22 protein-coding genes are annotated in these 23,705 nt (G+C 71.0%); 7 read left to right on the forward strand and 15 right to left on the reverse strand.

Features of this window, described 5'->3' with window-relative positions:
• Positions 1-54: 54 nt before the first annotated feature.
• Genes ACIPY5_RS02940 through pcaH form a run of 8 tightly spaced genes read right to left on the reverse strand, consistent with a single transcriptional unit; the run spans position 55 to position 6,460 of the window.
• Positions 55-1,224: a thiolase family protein gene (locus ACIPY5_RS02940; protein ID WP_400966471.1), complete on the reverse strand. Its 1,170-nt coding sequence runs from the start codon at positions 1,222-1,224 to the stop codon at positions 55-57.
• Positions 1,221-1,850, reverse strand: a complete 630-nt coding sequence (locus ACIPY5_RS02945) for a 3-oxoacid CoA-transferase subunit B (protein ID WP_400966474.1) — start codon at positions 1,848-1,850, stop codon at positions 1,221-1,223. Before ACIPY5_RS02945 ends, ACIPY5_RS02940 begins: the two co-directional genes overlap by 4 nt.
• Positions 1,847-2,575 (reverse strand): 3-oxoacid CoA-transferase subunit A, encoded by a 729-nt coding sequence (locus ACIPY5_RS02950; protein WP_400966476.1) that lies wholly within the window; start codon positions 2,573-2,575, stop codon positions 1,847-1,849. The genes ACIPY5_RS02945 and ACIPY5_RS02950 overlap by 4 nt, the downstream gene beginning before the upstream one ends.
• On the reverse strand, positions 2,572-2,964 hold the full coding sequence (gene pcaC / locus ACIPY5_RS02955; protein WP_400966479.1) for a 4-carboxymuconolactone decarboxylase: 393 nt from the start codon (positions 2,962-2,964) through the stop codon (positions 2,572-2,574). The genes ACIPY5_RS02950 and pcaC overlap by 4 nt, the downstream gene beginning before the upstream one ends.
• Positions 2,961-3,743, reverse strand: a complete 783-nt coding sequence (locus ACIPY5_RS02960; protein ID WP_400966482.1) for an alpha/beta fold hydrolase — start codon at positions 3,741-3,743, stop codon at positions 2,961-2,963. The genes pcaC and ACIPY5_RS02960 overlap by 4 nt, the downstream gene beginning before the upstream one ends.
• On the reverse strand, positions 3,740-5,119 hold the full coding sequence (locus ACIPY5_RS02965; RefSeq protein WP_400966485.1) for a lyase family protein: 1,380 nt from the start codon (positions 5,117-5,119) through the stop codon (positions 3,740-3,742). The genes ACIPY5_RS02960 and ACIPY5_RS02965 overlap by 4 nt, the downstream gene beginning before the upstream one ends.
• Positions 5,109-5,654, reverse strand: coding sequence for a protocatechuate 3,4-dioxygenase subunit alpha (pcaG, locus tag ACIPY5_RS02970; RefSeq protein WP_400966488.1), 546 nt, complete (start codon positions 5,652-5,654; stop codon positions 5,109-5,111). Before pcaG ends, ACIPY5_RS02965 begins: the two co-directional genes overlap by 11 nt.
• Entirely contained in the window at positions 5,651-6,460 is an 810-nt protein-coding gene (gene pcaH / locus ACIPY5_RS02975; RefSeq protein WP_400966491.1) for a protocatechuate 3,4-dioxygenase subunit beta, read from the reverse strand. Before pcaH ends, pcaG begins: the two co-directional genes overlap by 4 nt.
• 114 nt (positions 6,461-6,574) lie before the next feature.
• Between pcaH and ACIPY5_RS02980 the strand changes: the two genes are divergently transcribed.
• The 3 genes from ACIPY5_RS02980 (at position 6,575) to ACIPY5_RS02990 (ending at position 10,789) form a co-directional block, all read left to right on the forward strand.
• Positions 6,575-7,327, forward strand: a complete 753-nt coding sequence (locus ACIPY5_RS02980) for an IclR family transcriptional regulator (protein WP_309339211.1) — start codon at positions 6,575-6,577, stop codon at positions 7,325-7,327.
• Positions 7,328-7,405: 78 nt separating this feature from the next.
• Positions 7,406-8,587, forward strand: a complete 1,182-nt coding sequence (locus tag ACIPY5_RS02985; RefSeq protein ID WP_400966494.1) for a 4-hydroxybenzoate 3-monooxygenase — start codon at positions 7,406-7,408, stop codon at positions 8,585-8,587.
• 315 nt (positions 8,588-8,902) lie between these two features.
• Complete coding sequence (locus tag ACIPY5_RS02990) at positions 8,903-10,789, forward strand: bifunctional metallophosphatase/5'-nucleotidase (RefSeq protein ID WP_400966497.1); 1,887 nt, start codon at positions 8,903-8,905, stop codon at positions 10,787-10,789.
• Positions 10,790-10,842: 53 nt separating this feature from the next.
• Here the strand turns inward: ACIPY5_RS02990 and ACIPY5_RS02995 are convergent, their stop codons facing one another.
• The 3 genes from ACIPY5_RS02995 to ACIPY5_RS03005 all read right to left on the reverse strand — a co-directional run bounded on the left by ACIPY5_RS02995 (position 10,843) and on the right by ACIPY5_RS03005 (position 13,959).
• Positions 10,843-11,667, reverse strand: coding sequence for a glutamate ABC transporter substrate-binding protein (locus ACIPY5_RS02995; RefSeq protein ID WP_309357566.1), 825 nt, complete (start codon positions 11,665-11,667; stop codon positions 10,843-10,845).
• 1 nt (position 11,668) lies between these two features.
• A complete protein-coding gene (locus ACIPY5_RS03000; protein WP_400966500.1) occupies positions 11,669-13,384 on the reverse strand; it encodes an amino acid permease in 1,716 nt (571 codons plus the stop codon).
• A gap of 143 nt (positions 13,385-13,527) precedes the next feature.
• Positions 13,528-13,959, reverse strand: coding sequence for an SRPBCC domain-containing protein (locus ACIPY5_RS03005; protein WP_309357568.1), 432 nt, complete (start codon positions 13,957-13,959; stop codon positions 13,528-13,530).
• 169 nt (positions 13,960-14,128) lie between these two features.
• Here ACIPY5_RS03005 and ACIPY5_RS03010 point away from each other — a divergent pair, with 169 nt between their 5' ends.
• Positions 14,129-14,503, forward strand: coding sequence for an MmcQ/YjbR family DNA-binding protein (locus ACIPY5_RS03010; RefSeq protein ID WP_400966504.1), 375 nt, complete (start codon positions 14,129-14,131; stop codon positions 14,501-14,503).
• A 7-nt stretch (positions 14,504-14,510) separates the two neighbouring features.
• On the opposite strand, the gene ACIPY5_RS03015 is transcribed toward ACIPY5_RS03010, so the two are convergent.
• From ACIPY5_RS03015 to ACIPY5_RS03025, 3 genes are read right to left on the reverse strand one after another with little or no spacing between them, the layout of a single operon-like run.
• Complete coding sequence (locus ACIPY5_RS03015; RefSeq protein WP_400966507.1) at positions 14,511-15,485, reverse strand: NAD(P)-dependent alcohol dehydrogenase; 975 nt, start codon at positions 15,483-15,485, stop codon at positions 14,511-14,513.
• 10 nt (positions 15,486-15,495) lie between these two features.
• A complete protein-coding gene (locus tag ACIPY5_RS03020) occupies positions 15,496-15,711 on the reverse strand; it encodes a helix-turn-helix transcriptional regulator (RefSeq protein WP_309356936.1) in 216 nt (71 codons plus the stop codon).
• On the reverse strand, positions 15,711-16,142 hold the full coding sequence (locus ACIPY5_RS03025) for a hypothetical protein (RefSeq protein WP_309356943.1): 432 nt from the start codon (positions 16,140-16,142) through the stop codon (positions 15,711-15,713). The genes ACIPY5_RS03020 and ACIPY5_RS03025 overlap by 1 nt, the downstream gene beginning before the upstream one ends.
• Before the next feature lie 179 nt (positions 16,143-16,321).
• Here ACIPY5_RS03025 and ACIPY5_RS03030 point away from each other — a divergent pair, with 179 nt between their 5' ends.
• The 3 genes from ACIPY5_RS03030 (at position 16,322) to ACIPY5_RS03040 (ending at position 21,437) form a co-directional block, all read left to right on the forward strand.
• Positions 16,322-18,640: a SpaA isopeptide-forming pilin-related protein gene (locus tag ACIPY5_RS03030; RefSeq protein WP_400966510.1), complete on the forward strand. Its 2,319-nt coding sequence runs from the start codon at positions 16,322-16,324 to the stop codon at positions 18,638-18,640.
• Between the two features lie 83 nt (positions 18,641-18,723).
• A complete protein-coding gene (locus ACIPY5_RS03035; RefSeq protein WP_400966512.1) occupies positions 18,724-20,310 on the forward strand; it encodes a SpaH/EbpB family LPXTG-anchored major pilin in 1,587 nt (528 codons plus the stop codon).
• Between the two features lie 182 nt (positions 20,311-20,492).
• Entirely contained in the window at positions 20,493-21,437 is a 945-nt protein-coding gene (locus ACIPY5_RS03040) for a class C sortase (RefSeq protein ID WP_400966515.1), read from the forward strand.
• 52 nt (positions 21,438-21,489) lie between these two features.
• Here ACIPY5_RS03040 and ACIPY5_RS03045 read toward each other — a convergent pair whose 3' ends face one another.
• A complete protein-coding gene (locus tag ACIPY5_RS03045; RefSeq protein ID WP_400966517.1) occupies positions 21,490-23,538 on the reverse strand; it encodes a sigma-70 family RNA polymerase sigma factor in 2,049 nt (682 codons plus the stop codon).
• Between the last annotated feature and the right edge of the window lie 167 nt (positions 23,539-23,705).

Here is a 23,705-nt window from a genome sequence, read left to right on the forward strand (position 1 = left end):
ATGGTACGGACCGGGACGCGGGATGCGGCCGATCGCGGGTTCGCTCGGACGCGGTCAGCGTTCGAGCACGACGGCGAGTCCCTGCCCGACGCCGATGCAGATCGCCGCGACGGCCACGCCGCCCCCGCGGCGGACGAGTTCGTGCGCGGCGTGACCGATGATGCGCCCGCCCGAGGCGCCCAGCGGGTGCCCGATCGCGAGCGCACCGCCGTGCCGGTTGACCTTCTCCGGATCGAGGTCCGGCCACCCGCGGACGCAGGCGAGCGTCTGCGCGGCGAAGGCCTCGTTGAGCTCGACCACGTCGACGTCGCCCCAGGTGCGGCCCGCCCTCGCGAGAGCCTTGTTCGCGGCTTCGATCGGCGCGATCGGGAAGTCGTCGGGGTCGACGCCGTGCGCGGCGCGTGCGGCGATCCGGGCCAGGGGTTCGGCGTCCAGGACGCCCTCTGCGCCGATGAGCACGGCGGAGGCGCCGTCGTTGATGGGCGAGGAGTTCCCCGCCGTGACCGACCCGTCCGCGGCGAAGAGCGCCTTCAGCGCTGCGAGGCGCTGCAGCGAGGTGTCGTCGCGGATCCCCTCGTCCCGGCCCAGCTCCGCGCCGGGGACCTGCACGATCTCGTCCGCATAGACGCCCTCCGCCCATGCGCGCGCTGCGAGCCGGTGCGAGCGCACGGCGAAGACGTCCTGCTCCTCGCGGGAGATGCCGCGCTCGCGGGCGATCTTCTCGGCCGAGGCTCCGTTGGAGATCGTCCAGTGCGCGGGCAGTCCCCGGTTGACCATCCGCCAGCCGATCGCGGTGTTCCACAGCGTCTGGTTGCCGACGGCCGGCCATGCCTTCGCCGACTTCTCCATGACGAACGGCGCGCGGCTCATCGACTCGACGCCGCCCGCGAGCACGAGATCGGCATCGCCCGCCTCGATGGCCCTCGATCCCTGCACGACGGCCTCGACCGACGATGCGCAGAGGCGGTTGACCGTCGCCCCGGTGACGCTCGTCGGGAACCCCGCGAGCAGTGCGGACATGCGCGCCACGTTGCGGTTGTCCTCACCCGCCTGGTTCGCGTCGCCGAGGATCACGTCGTCGATGCGGGCGGGATCGAGCCCGGTGCGCTCCACGATCGCGCGCAGCACCACAGCGGCCAGATCGTCCGGACGCACCCCGGACAGCGCCCCGCCGGCGCGGCCGAACGGCGTGCGGACGGCGTCGTAGACGAAGGAGGCGGTCATCGCAGCACCAGCCCGGTGATCTCCTCGAGCTCCGCGATCGTGGCGCCGAACGTCTCGCGGACGACGAGGCCCTCCGCGCTCACATCGAACACCGCATGATCCGTGTAGATCCGGGTCACGCAGCGGACGCCCGTCAGCGGGTACGTGCACCGCGACACGAGCTTCGAGGTTCCGGAACGGGTCAGCAGATCCGTCATCACGTAGACCTGCTTGGCGCCGATCGCGAGATCCATCGCGCCGCCGACCGCCGGGATCGCGTCTTCCGCACCGGTCGACCAGTTCGCCAGGTCGCCGGTCTCGGAGACCTGGAAGGCGCCGAGCACGCAGACGTCGAGGTGACCGCCGCGCATCATTCCGAAGGAGTCCGCGTGATGGAAGTACGCGGCCCCGGGCAGCGCCGTGACCGGCTGCTTTCCGGCGTTGATGAGGTCGGGGTCGATGCGCTCCCCTGCCGGAGCCGGCCCCATGCCCAGCATCCCGTTCTCGGTGTGCAGCACGACCTCCCGCCCTTCGGGGAGGAAGTCCGCCACCAGCGTCGGTGCGCCGATCCCGAGGTTCACATACGACCCCTCGGGGATGTCGGCCGCGATCCGCGCGGCCAGCTGCTCCCGGCTGATCCTGGTCATGAGGCGACCCGTCCTTCCCGGTCGACTCCGCCGACGAAGACGCCGTCGTCGAGCCACGCCCGCTCCCCCACAGCGACCACCCGGTCGACGAAGATCCCCGGCGTAACGACGGCCTCGGGATCGAGGGCGCCGAGCGGCACGATCTCGTCCACCTGCGCGATGGTCCTCGTCGCGGCTGCGGCCATCACCGGACCGAAGTTGCGTGCGGTCCCGCGGTAGACGAGGTTCCCCCAGCGATCGGCCCTGCGCGCCGACACGAGCGCGTAGTCCGCCCGGATCGGGTGCTCGAGCACGTACTCTCGACCGTCGATCACCCGGTGCTCCCGTCCCTCTGCGAGCTGCGTCCCGACGCCCGTGGGCGAGTAGAACGCTCCGATCCCGGCGCCCGCGGCGCGGATCCGCTCCGCCAGGTTGCCCTGCGGCACGAGTTCGAGCTCGATGCGCCCCGACCGGTACAGGTCGTCGAACACCCACGAGTCGGTCTGCCGCGGGAACGAGCACACGATCCGGCGCACTCGTCCGGCGGCGAGCAGCGCCGCGAGACCGGTGTCGCCGTTGCCCGCGTTGTTGTTCACGATCGTGAGGTCGCCCGCGCCCTGCGCGATCAGCGCATCGATCAGCTCGACCGGCTGTCCCGCGCGCCCGAAGCCGCCGATCATGACGGTCGCGCCGTCCGGGATCCCGGCGACGGCGGCCGCGGCGTCCGGCGCCGTCTTGTCGATCACGGCGCCTCCTCCTCGGCGAGCACCCCGGCAGCGAGGCGGAACGCGGTGTTGGCGGCCGGCACGCCCGCGTACACGGCCGACTGCAGGATGACCTCCCGGATCTCTGCGACCGTGAGCCCGTTGCGCCGCGCCGCGCGCACGTGCATCGCGAACTCCTCGTGGTGCCCCAGGGCGATGAGGCTCGACAGCACGGCGATCGAGCGCGACCGGCGATCCAGGCCCGGCCGGGACCACACATCGCCCCATGCGACACGCGTGATGAAGTCCTGGAAGTCTGCGGTGAGCGCGGTCGTGCTCGCGATCGCACGGTCCACGTGCGCATCCGAGAGCACCTCGCGGCGCACGGTCATGCCCTGCGCGCGGCGCTCCTCGTCGGTCGCTCCGGTCATGTCGACGTCCTCTCGGGGGTCAGGAATCCGCTCAGCAGGCGGGTCACCGCGGTGGGGTCGTCGACCGGTGCGAGATGCGAGGCGCCGGGGATCCCCGCCGCGCTCCCGGTGCGCACGCCGTCCACGATCTCGCGTGCCGAGGCCTCGGGCGTGACGGCGTCGTGCGCGCCCCAGATCGCCAGCACCGGAGCCCCGATCTCGCCGAGTCGGGCTCGCACGTCATGAGCGGCGAGGGCCTCGCAGGCCAGGGCGTAGCTCTCGTCGTCGGCGTCCTGCAGCGTGTGCAGGAGCCGGCCGGCGAGGTCGGGATGCCGTGCGATCGAGCCGGGCGCGAACCAGCGCTGGGCGGATCCGACGACGAGCGACGACGTCGACTGGGCGCGCACCTGCGCGGCTCGCTCATGCCATCCCTGCGGCGTACCGATCACGGCGCCGGAGCAGAGGATCGCGGCACGGCCGACGTGCTGGGGGTGACGCAGCAGGAGTTCGAGCCCCACGGCGCCGCCGAGCGAGACGCCCGCATAGTCGAACCGCTCCTCGCCGAGGCTTCCCGTGAGGGCGCGGACGAGGGCGTCGGCGAGATCCGCGACCGCGAACGGCTCCCGCACCGGCGCAGAGCCTCCGTGGCCCGGAAGCTCCCAGGTGATCACCCGATGGTCCGGGGCGAGCGCGGGCAGCACCGACTCCCAGAGGATGCTCGATGTCCCGAGAGACGGACCGAGGACGAGCAGCGGCGCACCCTCCGGTCCGACCGTGGCGGAGACCGCGACGTCGATCATCGGATGCCCTCGTCCCGAGCGGTGCGCACGGCGTCGTCGACGAGGGCGCCGGAGCGCCCCAGGTACCGGGCCGGATCGAGCAGGTCGGCGAGGTCCTGCTCCGCGACCTCGGGCAGCGCGCGCACCAAGTCGGCGAGCGACTCTCCGGCGGCGGCGCGGTCGATCACCTCGGCGAACCGTGCGGCGCCGATGCGGGGCTTCAGCACGAGGGCGAGGCGCTCCGACAGGATCAGCCCGCCGGTCAGCGCGAGATTCCCCCTGGCGCGCTCCGCGTCGAAGCTCAGCCCCGCGCACAGCTCCCGCGTGCGGGCGGCCGCGCCCACCAGCAGCCGCAGCAGCTCCTGCAGGGCCGGCCATTCGGCGTGCCAGGCGCCGTCCGGCCGCTCGTCGCCGACGAGCCCCGCAGCGGTGTGGAGCTGCCCGATCAGCGCCGGGGCGCGCATCGCGGCGGACCGCAGGAGCACGGCGTCGACGGGATTGCGCTTCTGCGGCATGGTGCTGGATCCGCCGCCGCGCTGGACGGAGGCCTCCGCGATCTCGGGTCGGGTGAGGGTCACGACGTCCGCCGCGAGGGCGCCCATCGCCGCGAGCGCCGCACCGGCGGCGTGGGCGAGGTCGAGGATCGGGTACCGGTCGGTGTGCCAGGGCGCGGCCGGTGCGGCAAGGCCGGTGGCGGCCGCGAAGGCGGACGGCAGCCGCGACGCGATCTCGGACCCGAACAGCTCGACGAAGGACGCCTGGGTCCCCGCTGCCCCGCCGAGCTGCGCGGGCAGCGCTGCCGCGGCGTCGAGGAGCGTGCGACGTGCCCGCACCAGGGCGCGCAGCCGGCCGGCGATCCGCGCCCCGACCGTGATCGGGACCGCGTGCTGCCCCAGGGTCCGCGCGGCGGCGGGGTCATCGCGATGCGCGACCGCCTGAGCGACCAGACCCGATGCGGCGGCGGCGAGATCCTCGACGGCCACGCCGATGCCATCCTTCGCGACGAGCATGAGGGCGGTGTCGAGGATGTCCTGACTGGTCGCACCGCGATGGATCCAGAGCGCGGCGTCGGCGTCCCCGGTCCGGCGCCGCAGCGCGTCGACGAGGGGGACGACCGGGTTGCCGCTCTCGAGGCCCGCCGCCGCGAGCGCCCTCACCTCAGGGCGGAACCCCGGCGCGACCCGCTCCGCACGCGCAGGGGGCATGACGCCCAGGTCACCATAGGCCGTGAGCAGAGCGCGTTCGGCCCGCACGAGCGCCACGGCGACGTGCGCGTCGCTCGCGATCGCCGTCTCGCCGTCCGCGCGCGCTCCGGCGGCGGAACCCGCGAGCAGCGGATCCAGCAGCCCGAACACGGCCGAGCCGAGGGCGCTGTCTGTCTCGTCGTCAGTAGGCAAGGAACACCGTCTCCCGGTCGCCCTGCAGCCGGATGTCGTGGCGCAGGCTGCCATCCGCCTCGCGGATCGCCACGAGCGTCGCACGTTCCTCCTCGGACAGCGACGCGAGGAACGGATCCCCCTCGGCGCCCGGCAGATAGATGCGCGTGTGCAGCTTGTCGGGCAGACCGCGGGCGTAGACGATCACGGCGAAGAAGGGCGCGCCGGATCCCGAGGGTCCCGGCTCTCGGGTCCAGAACTCGTAGTGGCCGTCATCGGTCGTGAACGAGCGGCCGAAGCCCGTGAAGGTGTGATCGTCGCGGCGGAACGCGCCGCGGGCGCGCGAGACCGTTCCGTCGGCGTCCGCACCCCAGATCTCCACCATCGCGTCCGGGATGGGGGCGCCGGCGCCGTCGTAGACCGTGCCGGACAGCACGACCGATCCGGGGCTGTACGGGAAGACGACCTCGTGCATCCGGTCGTAATCGGTGCCGTAGGCGAAGAACGGGCCCACGGTCTGTCCTGCCGTGGGTGCGAGGGCGGGTTCGGCGCTCACTGGTCCGCCTCCTGCTCGGACCACGTCGCATCGGGTCCGTCCACGACGATGTCCCAGCGGTAGCCCATCGAGAACTCCGGCACCGTGGCATCGTGGTCGTACGCCGCGATCATCCGCTCGCGATCGGACGCGCGCCGGATCGAGTTGTAGATCGGGTCGAGGGCGAACAGCGGATCCCCTGGGAAGTACATCTGGGTGACGATGCGCTGGGTGAACGCACGGCCGAACACCGAGAAGTGGATGTGCGCGGGGCGCCAGGCGTTGACGTGGTTCTTCCACGGATACGGTCCCGGCTTGATCGTCGTGAAGAGGTATTCGCCGGCGTCGTTCGTGATCGCTCGGCCCGCACCCGTGAAGTTCGGGTCGAGGGGCGCGGGATGCTGGTCGCGCTGGTGGATGTAGCGCCCGGCGGAGTTCGCCTGCCAGACCTCGATCAGCTGGTTCGCCAGCGGCCGGCCCCACGAATCCAGGAGCCGCCCGCGCACGGTGATGCGCTCGCCGAGCGGTTCGCCGACGTGCTGCAGGGTCAGATCCGACTCGATCGCGGCGACGTCGCGCTGGCCGAAGGCGGGCGAGAGCAGTTCGATAGTCTCGGGATCGACGAGCTTCGGGTTCTTGGTCGGGTGCCTGAGGAGGCTCGATCGGTAGGGCGGGAAGTCGTGCATCGTGCGCGGCAGGGTCTCCCCCTCCGTCTCGCGCCGCGCAGAGTCGGCGTGCGCGGCCTCGATCTCGGCGGTGATCTCCCGCTGCGTGACCTGGTCGGGCGCGGCGAGCAGCGACTCGGGCGCCGCAGCGGTGTCGTACATCGTCGTCTCCTTCGACCGTTCGGGGAACAGCAGAATCGTGCGTCGTGGCCGCGGCGCGTGGCGAAGGATTCCCACTCAATGGGAATCATCTCGGGACCATGGCATCCTGAGTCCATGGCGAACTCCCCCTCCGGCGACTCGGTGACCGACCGCCTGCTCCGCGTGCTCGAGACCTTCACCCCGACGCGCACGGTGCAGACGGCGGCCGAGATCGGTCGCAGGGCGGGCCTGCCCGCCTCCACCGCGCACCGCGTGGTGGGCGAACTCGTCGAGGCGGGACTTCTGGAGCGCGATGAGGATCGCCGGATCCGCATCGGCATGCGGCTGTGGGAGCTCGCGACGCGCTCCTCGCACGCACTGCGCCTGCGCCAGGCGGCGATGCCGTCGATGGAGCGCGTGCAGAGCCGCCTGCGCGAGCACACCCAGCTCGCGATCCTGGAGCAGGATGAGGCGCTCTTCCTGGAGCGCCTGTCCGGCCCGGAATCCGGCTCGAACGTCACACGGATCGCCGGACGCCTGCCGCTGCACGCCTCCTCCTCCGGCCTCGTGCTCCTGGCGTTCGGCACGCGCGACCTGCAGGAGCGGATCCTCGCGGGGCCCCTCGCCCCCGTCACGAGGGAGACCATCACGGAGGCGGGGGCGCTGCGCCGCGCTCTGGCCGATATCCGCCGCCTCGGGCACGTGGTCGCGCCCGGGTACATCGAGGACGTCTCGACCGGCGTGGCGGTGCCGATCCGGGACGAGACCGGCGCAGTGATCGCCGCTCTCTCCGCCGTGCTCCCGCGCGATGCGCAGACCGACATCGCGCTCTACGAGCTGCACGCCGCGGCGCGGGACATCGAGCGAACCCTCGGCTTCCGCCGCTGAAGACGGATCCCGTTCAACGGGAATGGTCGGGCGCGCGGCTCGGCGCATCAGGGAGGCTTTCGCCGTCGAAGGAGACCCATGACCCCCACAATGCGCACCCGAGTCGCCATCGTCGGCGCCGGCCCGGCCGGCCTGCTGCTCTCACATCTGCTCGCCGCCGCCGGGATCGGATCCATCGTGATCGACCGTCGCCCGCGCGAGGAGATCGAGCGCACCGTCCGCGCCGGCATCCTCGAGCAGGGCACGGTGGATCTCCTGGTCTCCTCCGGCGCGTCGACCAGGGTGTTGACCGACGGCCACCGCCACGACGGCATCGACCTGCGTTTCGACGGGGCGGGTCACCGTTTCGACTTCCCCGCCCTGACCGGTCGCAGCGTCTGGCTGTACCCGCAGCACGAGGTGCTGAAGGATCTCATCGCGGCCCGCCTCGCGGATGGGCAGGATCTTCGCTTCGGTGTCACCGCCACGGCGGTGCGCGACGCCGCATCGTCGCGCCCGACGGTCGTCGCGGAGGACGCGGACGGCGCGGAGTTCGAGATCGAGGCGGAGGTCGTGGTCGGCGCCGATGGTTCGCACGGCGTCGTCCGCAAGGCGGTGAGCCCGACCGGCGGATACTTCCGGGAGTACCCGTTCGCCTGGTTCGGAATACTGTGCGAGGCCCCTCCGAGCAACGACGTCCTCGTCTACAGCAGCTCGAACGCCGGCTTCGCGCTGATCAGCCAGCGCAGCGAGACCGTGCAGCGGATGTACTTCCAGTGCGACCCCGGCACGGATCCGGCCGCGCTGAGCGACCGGCAGATCTGGGACGAGCTGCACACGCGCACGCCGGGCACGGCACTGGCCGAGGGGCCGATCATCCGGCGCGACGTGCTACGGTTCCGCAGCTTCGTCGCGCACGAGTTGCGCCGCGGGCGGACGGTCCTCGTGGGCGACGCCGCGCACACGGTGCCGCCGACCGGCGCGAAGGGCATGAACCTCGCCGTCGCCGACGTCGTGCTGCTGGACCGCGCGATCCGGGCGCTCCTGCTCGAGGGCGACGAAGGCCCGCTCAGCCGGTTCCCCGAGGTCGCGGCCCGGCGGATCTGGAAGGCCCAGCACTTCTCCTCGTGGATGACGAACCTGCTGCACACCGCGCCCGACGCGACCGACTTCGATCACCGGCGCCGCCTCGGCGAGCTGCACATGCTGACGGAGTCCGAGGCCGGCCGCCGGTCCCTCGCCGAGGCCTACACCGGCTGGCCCTTCGAAGCCGCCCTCTGACCCCGCGCCCCCTCCCCCTCCCCCACCACTTCCGAGTCGTCCCCGCCAGCGCACGCCAGGGGCTCCGCTCATGGGGACGACCCGAAGAGAGCGACCCCACCATTCCGGGTCGTCCCCGCCAGCGCACGCCAGGGGCTCCGCTCACGGGGACGACCCGGAAGTGGGTGGGAGCGGAGGCGGGACGAGCGGGGCGGAGTGAGCGGGCGACGCTCGGGCGCGCGGGCGGGGGAAGCAGGGGTGCTCATACGAGCGGCGGGAGAATGTTCACGCGCGCTTTGTTGTCGCCGACACCCCCGCGTGGTTGCATCGGTCCTCATGACAGATGAAACACATCTCCACCGCCACGCCGACGCCCCGCAGCCCCGCTGGTGCTCGTGCGCCGTCCCCGAGGACGTCGAGCAGGAGCGCCGCTCAGGGCTGAGCCGGCGCGGGTTCCTGACCGGCGTCTCCGCCGCGAGCGCCCTCGCCGCCGCGGGCTGGGTCGCCACGAGCTCCGACTCGGCGTCCGCGGCCGCCGGCGGTGTCGGCAAGTCCGTGACCATCACGATCATGGGCTCCTCCGACATCCACTCCCACGCCGTGAACTGGGACTACTACACCGACGCGGAGTACAAGGACAAGGCCGGCAACGTCGTCGGCCTGTCGCGCGTCTCGAGCGTCGTGAACCAGATCCGCGCCGACCGCGGGCGGGACCGCACGCTCCTCTTCGACGCCGGCGACACGATCCAGGGCACGCCGCTCGGCTTCTACTATGCGACGGTGGATCCGATCACGAAGAGCGGCGCGATCCACCCCATGGCCGCGCAGATGAACGCGATCGGCTACGACGCCGTGGCCCTGGGCAACCACGAGTTCAACTACGGCCTCGACTTCCTCGACACCTGGATCTCGCAGATGAAGGCGCCCGTGCTCGGCGCGAACGCGGTGCGCGCAGGCACGACGGTGCCCGCCTACACGCCGTACACGATCAAGACCCTGCACCCGAAGGGCGCCAAGCCGATCCGGGTCGGCGTGCTCGGCCTCACCAACCCGGGCATCGTCATCTGGGACAAGGCCAACGTGAGCGGCAAGCTCGAGGTGCTGGACATCGTCGAGACCGCGAAGCGCTGGGTGCCCGTGATCCGCGCCCAGGGCGTCGACGTGCTCGTCGTGAGCGTGCACTCCGGCGACAGCGGCACCTCGTCCTACGGCGACGCGCTGCCCAACGAGAACGCGGCGGCGGTGCTCGCCGAGCAGGTCCCGGGCATCGACGCGATCCTGTTCGGCCACGCGCACAAGGACATCCCGCAGCGCTTCGTCACCAACGCGGCCACCGGTCAGCAGGTCGTGCTGAGCGAGCCCATGTGCTGGGGGCAGCGGCTCAGTGTGTTCGACATCGAGCTGCAGCAGGTCAAGGGCCAGTGGACCGTCGTGTCGAAGAAGGCCACGAACGTCAACACCAACACGGTCCAGGACGATCCGGCCCTCGTCTCTCTCATCCAGGCGCAGCACGACGCGGTGGTGGCGTACGTCAACAAGCCGGTGGCGAACTCCACCGAAGAGCTGTCCGCCGCCGAGTCCTGCTGGAAGGACACCGCGATCCTCGACTATGTCAACAAGGTGCAGGTCGACACCGTGTCTCAGGCGATCGCCGGCACCGCGGAGGCGGCGCTGCCGATCGTGTCGATCGCAGCTCCCTTCAACCGGCAGGCCACCTTCCCGGCGGGAGAGGTCACGATCCGCGACGTCGCCGGCCTGTACATCTACGACAACACGCTCATGGCCTCGGTGCTCACCGGTGCGCAGATCAAGGACTACCTGGAGTACTCGGCGAAGTACTTCCAGCAGGTCGCGCCCAGCGCTCCGGTGGATCCGGCGAGCTGGACGAACGCGCTGAACACCCCGGACTACAACTACGACCAGTTCTCGGGCGTGACCTATGACGTGGACATCGCGCAGCCGCAGGGATCGCGGATCCAGAACCTGTCCTGGAACGGCGCTCCCGTCGACCCGGCGCAGAAGTTCGTGGTCGCGGTGAACAACTACCGCCAGTCCGGCGGCGGCGGCTTCCCGCACATCGCGACGGCGCCGGTCGTCTACAACGCGCAGGTCGCGATCCGCGAGGCCATCGTGGCGTACGCCTCGGCGGCCGGCACGATCGACCCGAAGGACTTCCACGTCGTGAACTGGCGGCTCACGCGCGCCGGGACCCCCGTCTTCTGATCGCCACGATGCCCCTCCGTCCGACCGGGCGGAGGGGCGTCGTCGTCTCTGCGCTACTTCACGGTCGGCGGCGCGGGGATCGCGTAGCCGGAGGGGGCGATGTTCGCGTCGAGGGACTTCTTCCACGCCCCCGAGGAGATGTACTCCTTGAGCGCGGCGCGCACCGTGTCGATCCGGTCGTCCCCCTGCTTGAGCCCGACGCCGTAGTCCTCGTCGGTGAAGCCCTTGCCGATCACGCGCAGCACGCCCTTGTACTCGGGCTGCGTCGCGAAGCCGGCGAGGATGAGGTCGTCCGTCGACACCGCGTCGACCGTTCCGGCCGCGAGATCTCGGACGCACTCGGACCAGGACGGCACCTTCACGACGGTGATCTTCCCCTGGTAGTGCGAGGTGAGGTAGTCGATCGAGGTCGTCCCGGCGGCCGCGCACACCTTCTTCCCGTCCAGGGTCTCGGGTCCCGTGATCGTGTCGTCGTTGCGGCGGATCAGCAGATCCTGGTGGGCGACGAAGTACGGGCCCGCGAACGCGATCTCCTTCTCCCGCTCGGCGGTGATCGAGAACGTCGAGACGACGAGGTCGACCTTGCCCGAGGTGAGCGCGCTCACCCGCTCGTCCTGGTCGATGCGCTGCCACGTGATGTTCTTCGTGGGCACGCCGAGCTTGCCGGCGACGTAGTTCGCGGTGTCGATGTCGAAACCCGCGTATCCGGAGTCCGTCTTGAGGCTCACCCCGGGCAGGTCGTCGGCGATCCCGATCGTGAGCGTGCCGGATCCGGTCGCGCTGTTGTCGCCGGTGTTCTGCGGAGTCGCCGAGGAGCAGCCGGAGACGAGCACGGAGGCGGCGACGAGGCTCAGCGCCGCGGCGGCGAGGCGGCGCATGTCACCGTCCCCCTTCGTGCGGGCCGGCGGCATCGCCGGGCTGGTTCTTGTCGGGCTCGTCGAGGTTGTCCCACTCGTGCATCTCGATCTCGACGGGGCCGATCGGGATCCCCTCGTCCTCGTCGTCCTCGTCGCGGTCGTGCACGTCGAACTGCACCGTGCCGATGGCCGCGATGGACTCGGTGCGCGGCCCCGCGGGCCGAGGCGGGTAGCGCAGGCCGCTGTCGGTCCACTTGCTGAGCATCCTGCCCTCGGTCTGCGCGGCCACCCGGCCCTTCACGATCAGCCAGCCGAGCTCGAAGATCACCAGGAGCACCGGTATTCCGATCACGACCACGACGAAACCGGTCTTGTGCCAGAAGTACGGCGACGCCTGCCATCCGGAGATCGCCATCCCGACGATCACGAACACGAGGAAGGCGAGACCCAGGTAGCTCGTCCAAGGCGTCCCCGGCGCCCGGAATGCGCTGGGCGGCAGCACTCCCCTGTCGGTGAGTCTTCGCAGCCGCAGCTGGCAGACGAAGATCGTGCCCCAGGTGAACACGACCGCGATCGAGGCCGCCTCCAGGGCGATCTCGAAGGCATCCGGGCTCACCGCGTTCAGGATGGATCCGAACACATAGACCACGGCGGTCATCACGATGCCCGCCCACGGCACGCCGGACCTGCTCATCTTGAGCGTGAAGCCCGGCGCCTGCTTGGCCATGCCGAGACTGCGCAGCACGCGGCCCGTCGTGTACAGGCCGGAATTCAGCGAGGACATCGCGGCGACGATGAGGATCGCCTGGATCACGTTGGCCATCCACGGCATGCCCATCCGCCCGAACACGGTGACGAACGGGCTGATGCCGGGTGTGAATTCGCTCGTCGGCAGGATGCAGACCAGCAGCAGCAGCGCGCCGCAGTAGAAGACGGCGATCCGGACGATGACCGCGTTGACGGCCTTGGGCACCTCGCGCTTCGGGTCCTCCATCTCACCGGCCGCGATTCCGACCATCTCGATCGCGGCGTAGGCGAAGACCACGCCCGACATGACGATGATCGGCCCGTACCAGGCGAAGCCGTCACCGGTCGGCCAGAATCCGCCGGGATTCGACCAGAGGTTCTGCACCCCGGCTCTGTGCCCGCCGACGTCGAAGCTGAAGGCGACGACGACGATCCCCACCACGAGGAAGACGATGATCGCCGTGACCTTGAGCACCGAGGCCCAGAACTCGAACTCGCCGAACGCCTTCGCGGAGAGCAGGTTGACGACGAGCACCACGGCCAGTGCGATGAGCACCGTGGCCCAGGTGGGCATCTGCGGCCACCAGTACTGGATGTACAGGCCCACGGCGCTGAGCTCGGCGATGCCGGTGAGGGCCCAGTTCGTCCAGTACATCCACCCCGTGTAGTACGCCGCCTTCTCGCCGAAGAACTCGCGCATCCAGGACACGAAGGCGCCGGACGTGGTGCGGTAGAGCACGAGCTCGCCGAGCGCCCGCATGAGGAAGTAGGCGATCACGCCGACGAAGGCGTAGCTGAGCACGAGCGCGGGACCGTTGCTGTGCAGCCGGGAGGCGGATCCGAGGAACAGGCCCGTTCCGATCGCACCCCCGATCGCGATCATCTGCACCTGACGACGATTCAGGCTCTTCTTGTAGCCGGCCTGTTCGGCATCGTGCTCTGCACCGTGGTCCTCCGCGTGCGTGAGATTCCCGGCATCCGTCTGCGACATGCGATCCCCCTGTCGTTCACCCGTGTTCGCCGGTGGGGCGGGTCGCAGGACGGCTCGGAGCATCGGCGCTGGCGTGGTACTGAGAATGGCACGGTTTCTGGACCGAGGGCAATCGGCCGCGCGGCGCGTTCCCGTTCCGGAGATCAGCCCTTCCGCTCGGCGATGTCCTTCACGCTGCGGACGAGGCTGTCCCACATCGTCGTCGAATGCAGCGCCGCGGCTTCGTCCGGGTTGTTGTCCTGGCTCAGCGTCAGCTCGACCGGCCCCTCTCCCGTGATCGTCCACGTCAGCGTGTGGTAGTTCTCCGGGACGTCCGGCTTCCCCGTGAGCGGGCTGAAGTGCGTGCAGACGAGACGCCGCCCCGGCTCGGCCTCGAGGATCACGCCCCTGTCCTCGTAGGGGCGTCCCTCCCACTCCCCCTGCCAGCGGATGGGGCCGCCGACCGTCCAGTCCGTGACGACGGTCGTGCCGAACATGAACTCGCGGACCGCCTCCGGATCGGTCAGCACCTCCCAGACGCGATCGGGAGACGCCTCGATCGCGATGCTCGAGGTGGCGATGTGGTCTTCCGGCATGTGCTGCTCCCGTTCGCTCGCTCCCCGCCCCATGATCCGCCGGATCGGCCGGCACGTACAGAGGCTGCCGGCACGACGGCGATACGGACGGCGCGCGATGTCGCCCGCGCACGGCATGATGAGTGCGGGGATCCGGTCGCGGATCCCGACGCGACGGGAGGCACCACGCATGGGCGAGACGATGCAGGACTGGGTGCGGGCGCGCGTCGAGGAGCTCCCCGGCGTCACGGTCGATCAGCCGTTCGGTCCCGAGGTCGACGTGTTCCGCGTCCGTGGATTGATGTTCATGGCGCTCTCCCCGTCGAGCTCCACGCGCGTGACGCTCAAGTCGGCGCCGGCCGACGCGGAGGCCCTGCGCGCCACGTACCCCGCGATCATCCCGGGCTATCACATGAACAAGAAGCACTGGATCACGCTGCTGCCCGACGAGAGCCTCGAGCAGGGCCTCGTCGAGGAGCTCGTGACCGAGGCGTATCGCCTCGTCGTCGCGAAGCTCCCCCGGGCGCAGCGCCCCGTGGATCCGGAGCTCTTCGGGCGGGTGTGATCCGGCGTCACCCCACCGTCACGACGACCTTTCCCACGGTGCGCCCCGCCGCCAGATGGGCGAGGGCCGCCCCGGCCTCCGCGAGAGGCCAGGTGCGCTCGATGACGGGAGCGATCCGGCCATCCGCGGCGAGCGCGAGCAGTTCGCGGAGCGCCTCCGGTTTGGCCGTCGCGGCGAGAGGGCGCAGCGGGCGCCGCGAGAACAGGGAGAGGGCGGCCGCGCGAGCGACCCGCGGAATCGGGCCGAGCACCCGTCCGCCTTCGCCGGCGATGAGGATCGCGGATCCGCCATCGCGCACGAGCCTCCGCACCGCGCGCAGGGGGCTGTCGCCGGCGATGTCCACCACGACGTCGAAGCCGCTCTCGGGCAGATCCGCGAGCGACACGGCCCTCCGGTCATAGGTGACCGACGCGCCCAGAGACGCGACGAGCGGGCGGTTCCGCTCGGAGCACGACGCATGGACCTCCGCGCCGCGCAGCGCGGCGAGCTGGACCGCGAACGTGCCGACGCCTCCGGATGCGCCGAGCACGAGCACTCGGTCCCCGGCCGACACGGCGGCCCGGTCGAGAGCCTGCCACGCCGTGCCCCCGGCGATCGGCAGCGCGGCGGCGGTCACGGGATCGACCGGGGCCGGTCGCGGCACGAGGCGGTCCGCGGGCGCGATCGCGTACTCGGCGAGTCCGCCGCCGGCGGGGATCTCCCCCACCACCTCATCGCCCACGGCGAATCCCGAGACTTCGGAGCCTAGAGCGACGACGGTGCCCGCGACGTCGATGCCACGGACCGGCTGCTTCGGGCGCGACCAGCCGAACGCGCTGCGCAGCAGCAGCGGCTCTCCGGTCATGATGTGCCGATCGGCAGCGTTGAGCCCGGTCGCCCGCACGCGCAGCAGCACCTCGCCGCGCGCCGGCGCCGGGATCTCCGTCCGCGTCCGGGCGACCTCCGCCACGCCGCCGTAGCGGGACTGGGTCCATGCGTCCATGTCGTTCATCTCAGGCCTCCGGGTACTGGAATAGGTCGTCGAGGCCGACCTCGAAGACGCGGGCGAGCTGGAACGCGAGCTCGAGGGTCGGCGAGTACCGGCCCGCCTCGATCGCGATGAGGGTCTGGCGCGTCACCCCGACGCGAGAGGCGAGCTCCGCCTGGGTGAGCCCACGGGCGTCGCGGAGGGCGCGGATCGAGTTCGTGACCCTGGTCGGCTTCACCATCACAGGCCCCGTCGGTACGCGATGAGCCGGGCGATGCTGCCCACGATCGCGGCGACCGCGAAGCCGAAGAACATGGTGTGCGCGATCCAGAACCAGTCGGCGCGCACGGCGCAGAGGATGAGCACGCCGACGCCCGCGATCGCGAGGAAGGCCTGTTCGACACGCGTTCCCATCCGGGCGATGTCGCGATCGCGGACGTCGCTCTTCCCGACGCCCTCCGGTTCGCGCATGCCCGCGACGATGCCCCAGAGGATGCTGAGCACGATCGTCGCCACGATGCTGGCGCCGATCGTCCACAGCATGATCGGCACCCAGTCGACGTCGGTGAGCGGGCCGCCGCCCGCGGCGCGGAGGACGACCACGACGTACACCGCCATGGCGATGATCGTGACGACCAGGCCCGTCCAGACGTTGCGCTCCTCGTAGACCATGAGCGTCTCCTCCTGTCAAAGATTCTTTACACGGTGATCGTACGGATCCTTCATCCGTGATGTCAAGAATCTTTTACAAGGATCCGGCGCAAGAAAGTTCTCGAAGATCCGTCGTCATGATCCCGAGGGGTCGAGGTCTCTCTGTGCATCGGCAGACGAAACCCGAGAAGCGAGTGCACGTGAACCCTGAGAACCCGAGCGGTCGACCGCAGACGCGGAGCGAGCTCCGGCGCGCCCGCGCACGCCGGCGGCGGCAGACGGCGGCCGCCGTGTTCGGAGTCCTGCTCCTCGTCGGAGGCCTGTTCGCGATCCTCGGCAGCCCGAGGGCGTCGGCCGTCACCCCCGACCCGACCGCGCAGCCGTCCGCGGCGCCCGCACCCGACTCGAGCACGCCGCAGCCCAGCCCCACGCCGACCCCGGCGCCGGGCACGCCCGCCCCGACGGCCGGCCCATCGCCGTCCCCCTCGGTCACCGCCACGGCTCCGGTCGCCAGCCCCCTCGCCCCCGCCGCACCGCTCGCTCTGGCCGCGGCCGCCGCGCCCGCGTTCGGCTGCGGGTCGACCTACGTCTACTCCGTGACGACCACGGGTGGCATCTATCAGACGACCGCCAGCACGGGTGCGTCGACGGCGAACGGCGCCTTCACGGTTCCTTCGGGGGACATCGTCAACGCCCTCGCCCTCGGCCAGGCGGGCAACTACATCTGGGCGCTGGATCGGACCGCGGGCACCATCCTCCGGTACGACGCATCGACGGGGCTCACCACGACCTACCCCACGAACGTCACCGGGTCGCTCCTCAACGTCATCGCGGGCGCCATCGATCCGCTGACCGGGATCTACTACTACGCCTGGGTGCCCGACACCCCCACGGGCATCTGGTACATCTACGGCTTCAACACGATCACCAACACCACGATCGGGGCCATGGGCTCGATCAGCGGGATGGGATCCTCCGCGAACGGCGACATCGCCTTCGACGCGGCCGGAAACCTCTACATCGTCTCGAACGCGAGCGACACCGCATCGGGGATCGTCTCCCGCGTGAACGGCCCACTGCCGACGACGCAGGGCAACGCGGCGCTGACCGCCACCACGATCACGAACTCCCTCCCGGCGAACGCGGGCCAGTACAACTCCGTCGCGTTCGGACCGAACGGCAATCTCGTGATCGGCTCCGCTCTCTCCTCCGGCGCGTCGTCGACCATCAAGCAGGTCGATCCGGCCACGGGAGCCCAGCTCTCCTCCGCGGCAGGCCCGATCGCGTGGGTCGACATGGCCAGCTGCATCTATCCGAACACGATGGTCCTGCAGAAGAACCTGCCTCAGGGGCGCTATGCGGCCGGCGACCAGTTCACCCTCACGATCGGCAACGTCACCAGCTCGGCGAACACGGCGACGACGACGGGATCCGCGACGGGCATCCAGAGCAGCATCGTCGGCCCGCTGCTCGGGCGGAGCGGCCAGACCTACGCGATCTCCGAGACCGCGGCCTCCGGCAGCCTGAGCAACTACACGAGCACATGGTCCTGCGTCGATCAGGCCAACGCCAACGTCGTCGTCGCCTCGGGCACCGGCACCAGCGGCAGCTTCGCGATGCCGAACAACACCGCCGGCGGAGCGAAGATCGTGTGCACGATCACGAACACGGCGATGCCCTCGACCGCGACCGTGACGCTCAGCAAGCAGATCACCGACGTCAACGGCAACAACCCGACGGCCGCCCCGGGCTGGACGCTCGGCGCGGCCACGACCGCGACGACGGGCACCGTGACGACATCCCCGACCGGGACCACCGCGGTCACCGGCGCCGGCGGATCGACGGCCCCCTGGACGATCACGTTCGGATCCGCCGCGTCGCGCGCGACCGTCGCCGTCTCCGAGACGCAGCAGACCGGCTACACGTTCAAGTCGGGGACCTGCACGGTCACGCCCGCGACCGGCAGCCCCACGACCTACACGCTCACCAGCGCCGCATCCTTCCCGCTCACCGGCATCGCCGGCGGTGCGAGCGTGGCCTGCACCTATGTCAACCAGCCGACGGCCGGGACGATCTCCTGGCAGAAGGTCGACGCGGCCTCGACGGCGCATTACCTCGCCGGCTCGGAATGGACGCTGCGCGGACCGGGCGCGTCTGGGCCGACGATCACCGTGAAGGACTGCACGGCGACGCCGTGCACCGGCACGAACGACACCGACGCGCGAGCCGGATATCTCACCGTGGGCGGACTCGCCTGGGGCGTCTACACGCTCACCGAGACGAAGGCTCCCGCCGGATACCTGCTGGACACCACGGCGCGCACCGTGACGATCGGCGCCGGCGCGCTGACCGCGAGCCTCGGCGCGATCAAGAACACCCAGCAGACCGTGCCCGCGATCCCGCTCACCGGCGGGCTCGGCGCGGACGCGTACCTGATCGCGGGCGTCCTGCTCGCGGCGCTCGCCCTGGCGCTCGCATCGCTGCAGTTCTGGCGACGACACCGAGGACAGACCCTCTGAGCCCGTCCGGGACTTTCCCGAGCCCCGGACCACACGTCACGCCGCGCCGCGTCGTGATCCACCAGAAAGAAAGAGACAGATCGATGTCTAACTCACCAATGTCAGCGGTGCGGATGCGCCGGGTGGCGGTCGCGGCGACTGCGCTGTCGCTCGGCCTGCTCACCGCGGCGGTCTCGGCCACGGCGGCCAACGCGGCTCCGGTCCCCGGCCCCGTAACGAACCAGACCGGGTCCCTGACCATCCACAAGTACGCCTACCCGGCCAACGGCTCCCAGAACCCGTCCGGCACCGGGACGAACCCGACCACGTCGCCGATCGACGGCGTGACGTTCCAGGTGTGCGCGATCAACAACGTCACCTCGCTCACCGACACCTCGAACCTCGGCTGGACGCAGGTGAAGAACCTGCAGAACGTCGCCGGCGCTCAGACCGCGACCGCCCTCACGGGAACGACGGCCGGTGTCGACAGCACGACGAACTTCCCGCTCGGCACCTGCACCAACGTGACCACCGCCGGTGGCGGAATCGCGACCGCCGCGAACCTCGCGGTCGGCGCCTACCTCGTCCGCGAGATCAGCGCACCGGCGAGCGTCATCACGATGTCGTCGCCGTTCGTCGTGACCGTGCCGACCCCCGCCGACTCGACCGCGGGCGCCGCGAACACGGGCATGTGGGAGTACAACGTCAACGTCTACCCGAAGAACGCCACGGGCACGTCCCCGCAGAAGACGGTCGGCGACCAGAGCGCCAACGGGTACACCCTCGGTTCCCAGGTCGACTTCTCGGTGTCCCAGCTCATCCCGTCGCTGCCGACCGGACAGGCCTACACCAAGCTCATCGTCTCGGACGTCCTGGACGCGAAGCTCACCCCCAACACCACCTACGTCCCCGTCGTGAAGATCGGGGCGACGACGCTGGCCAACCCCGGCGACTACACCTATAGCTGGTCGGGCCAGACCCTCACCGTCACGCTCACCGCGTCGGGCCTCTCCAAGCTCACGGCCGGCCAGACCCTCTCCGTGGGCTTCCGCGCCACCGTCAACGCCGTCGGCGCGATCGACAATACCGCGACGGTCAACCTGAACGACCTGAAGCTGGACGGCACCACGAGCCCGACCCCGACCAACACCGTCACCACCCGCTGGGGCAACCTGCTCGGCACGAAGACCGACGCCGGCAACCCGACGCACACGCTCGCCGGCGCCACGTTCACCGTCTTCGAGACGACGACCACCACCGGCACCTGCGCGGTTCCGGCCGGAGGCACCACGGGCCTGACCCAGGTCACCCAGCCGAACTCGACCAGCCCGCTGGTCGTCACCTCCGACGCGAGCGGATCCATCGCCATCGCCGGCCTGTGGGTCGGCGACACGACCACGGCCGCCAATGACGTGACCAACCGCTGCTACATCCTGCAGGAGACCGCGGCTCCCGCGGGCTACGTGCTCCCGGCAGGCAACGCCGCGCTGACCGCGGTCAACGTGCAGTCCGGATCGACGGTGACCACGCCCACGTTCACCGTCACCAACAACCAGCAGCTGGTCCCCGGCCTGCCGCTGACCGGTGCCGACGGACAGATCATCCTCACCACCGCGGGCATCGCACTGCTGCTCGTCGCCGCCGGCGGCGTGCTCCTGGTGATGCGCCGCCGCGCACGCGCGGAGAGCTGAGCTCCCGCGCCCCGGCCGAGTGGGGGCCTGCCGTTCCAGATCGGCGGGCTCCCGCTCCCCACGCGGGTCTACGGCTTTCCCACTCTCGCCGTCGGCCCGCCTCTCCCGCGGGCGGGTGGTCGCCGTCCCCCAGATACGCGACCACCCGCCCCCTTCCATGAACCTCGATCAGGAGCGATCCCGTGATATCAGCACCCACGGTCCCCGCACGGCGCCCTCGGATGCGCCGGCTGCGCCGCTGGAAGCCGAACGGCCTGCTGATCGTCACCGCGCTCGTCGCCCTCATCGGCGCCACGACCCTCACCTACTCGAGCGCCGCGAGCTGGGTGTCCTCCGTCAACCAGGCGCAGGTGGTCACGGGCTACCAGGAATCGGTCAACCACACGGAGCCCACCGCCGCCGAGCAGCTCGCCGCAGCCGATCGCTACAACGCGACCCTCTCCTCCGGCGTCGAGGTCGAGGCGAACACGCGCAAGCCCGTCGGCTCGGGAACTCCTTCCGGAACCATCGGGGACTACGACAACCTGCTCACGGCGCCGACCGGGATCATGTCCCGCATCCAGATCCCGAAGATCGGCGTCGATCTGCCCGTCTACCACGGCACGAGCGACGCGACCCTGCTCCGCGGCGCCGGGCACCTCGAGGGGACCTCGCTCCCCGTCGGCGGCAAGGGGACGCTGTCCGTCATCACCGGCCACAGGGGCCTGGCCGAGGCGACGATGTTCACCGATCTCGACCGGATCCAGCCCGGCGACACCTTCACGATCACCACGTTCGGCCGTGTGCTCACCTACCGGGTCTTCGACACCCGGGTCGTCGAACCGTCCGACACCGCGTCACTGCACCCGCAGCAGGACCGCGATCTCGTCACCCTGATCACGTGCACGCCCCTGGGCATCAACTCCCACCGGATCCTCGTCACCGGCGAGCGCATCCTTCCCACGCCCGCTGCGGCCGCCAAGGCGGCCGAGAGCGCTCCGGTCGCGGTCCCCTTCCCGTGGTGGCTCGTGTTCTACCTCACCGGCCTCGCCCTCATCGGGCTCTACCTGTGGTGGGGCGGCTGCGTCCGCAGCGTGCGCCGCCGACAGCCGGAACAGTCCCGACCCCTCGCCGCGGCGGCCCGCTGACCGAGATCAGGGCAGCCGGGTCGAACGCGCTCCGAGGGGTGCCGCCCTCGGATCAGGGGACGATGATCGTGCTGGTGACTCCGTACCGGCCGGCCAGCGCGTAGCGGACGTCCACCGTCGCGGCGGCTCCCGCGTCGACCGGCACGGTGAGCCGGCCCGTCGCGTCGAGGACGGCCGGCGTCCACGCTCCGCCATCGGTGCGCGCCTCGACGCCCGCACCCGCGTCGCCCGTGACGACCACCCCGCGGGCGGCGTCCGCAAGGGCGAGGCCGGGAGCGTGCAGCGGCGCGTCGACGAGGAGCGCGGACGACGTCTCCCCCGCCAGGACCTGGGTCAGGCTGATGCTGTCGTCCCCGGCGGTCAGCCCGTCGGCCACGGTCATCGTCCAGGAGCCCTGCCGGTCGACCGGCGCCGTCGTGTCCGCGGATCCCACGGCGGCATGGACCGTCGCGCCGGGAGTGCCCGTTCCGGTGAGGACCGGGAAGAGCCGTCCGCCGCCGTCGATCGCGGTCAGCACGACGGCGGGCAGTGCGCGGCCGACCGTGATCGGCACCGAGGCCGGCCGGCTGGCCAGGAGCCCCTGGGACGCGATCACGGACAGCGTGTACTGGCCGTCGGGGACGCCGGTGATCTTCAGGGGCGTGGTCCACATCCCCGAGGGGTTCGCGGAATCGGCGGCCCGGGCGACGACCTGGCCGGCGGCGGCGACGAACTGCACCGCGATCGCGACGTTCGGATCCGCGGTTCCGTGCACGAGGATCAGATCCGATGGCGCCATCCCCTTGCGCGGCGAGACGATCACCGGCGCCGCAAGGGACGGAGCCGGCGCTGCGGCCGCCGCGACCGGCAGGGAGAGGGGATCCGCGGCGACCGGCGCCGCCGCAGACGGAGCAGGCACCGCGGGGGCGGTGGTCGACGGTGACGGCGCCACCGGGCCGGTCGATCGCGCCGCAGTCACGGGGGCGGTGGGCAAGGCCGGGAGGCGGAGATCGGTCTGCGGCGCCGCGGGCGAAGGCACCGCAGGCAGGGGCGCACCGGCGATGGGGCCGGCCGGGACCGGCGCGACGACGCCCGTCCGCGGTGACGGCGGAACCGCCGTCGGCAGGCTCATGGCGATCGTAGGCGGCTCGGCGTCGGGGGTGAGAGCCCCGACCATCGTCACCGCCATCGACGCTGCGACGGCACCGGCGAGGACCAGCGCCGAGACCTTGAGCGCCACGCCCGTGGATGCGGACGCGGACAGGATCGGCGCGGACGGCGACAGCGCCGCCGCCCCGGCGAGCACCCCTTCCGCCGCGGAGGCGGATGCTCCTCCGGAGGTCGCCATCCACGCGGTGTACGCGGCCGCGCCGCCGACACCGGCGGCGAGCGGCAGCAGGACGAAGCCGATGTGCCGGTTCGCCTCGTCGGCCTCCTCCGCGACGAGGGGGCACGTGGGGCACGTCTCGAGGTGGTCGTCGACGCGACGCTGGTTCGGCGTCGTCAGCCTCTTCCGGAAGCTCGCGCCGAGGTGCTCGATCGTCCACCGGCAGTCGGACTCCGCGGGCAGCGAGGCGAGATGCACCTGGATCCAGGAGGCGCGCAGACCTTCCCGCGCCCGGTAGGCCAGAGCCGCCACGGCATTCGGTCTCATGCCCATCAGGGGTGCCACATCGCGCGGCGGCATGCCCTCGACCTCGGTGTACCACAGCACTTCCTGCCACTGCGAGGGCAGCGTGCGGAACGCCTGTGCCGCCAGCGATCCGTTGAGCGCGGTGAGCTGGGTCTCCTCGGTGAAGCGGACATCGGGGACCGTCTCGGCGTACTCCATCGGGATCTCGCGGGATCCGCGCCCCCAGCTGGAGGCGGTGTTGCGGATCGCGGTGAAGAGATAGGGACGGAAGCCGGCGGTCGGCCCGCCGCCGCGGGAGATCGTCCGGTAGATCTTCGTGAAGGCCTCCGACACCAGATCGTCGGGGTCGAAGGTGCCGGTGAACGAGCGCGCGACGGCGAGGCCGGCACGGTAGTGCCGATGCCAGAGCTCCGCGTACGCGGCAGCATCTCCTCCTCGCGTGCGGTCGACGAGTTCGGTATCGGATGAGGTGTCGACGGACTTCGTCAAGTCCTGCAGGCGTGACACGTGTAGCGCTCCAGATGTGTTCCCCAGGGTGAGGAGCTCTCCCATAGAACTCCTGCTGGTAGAGAGACGCAGGATCGACGGTTCCATGACGCGAAATCCATCTCGGATCGTCATGCGTCGGGCGCTGCGGATCGGAGTCCGGTTTCCGG

This window comes from Microbacterium sp. NPDC089698, assembly GCF_044749045.1.
GTDB lineage: Bacteria > Actinomycetota > Actinomycetes > Actinomycetales > Microbacteriaceae > Microbacterium.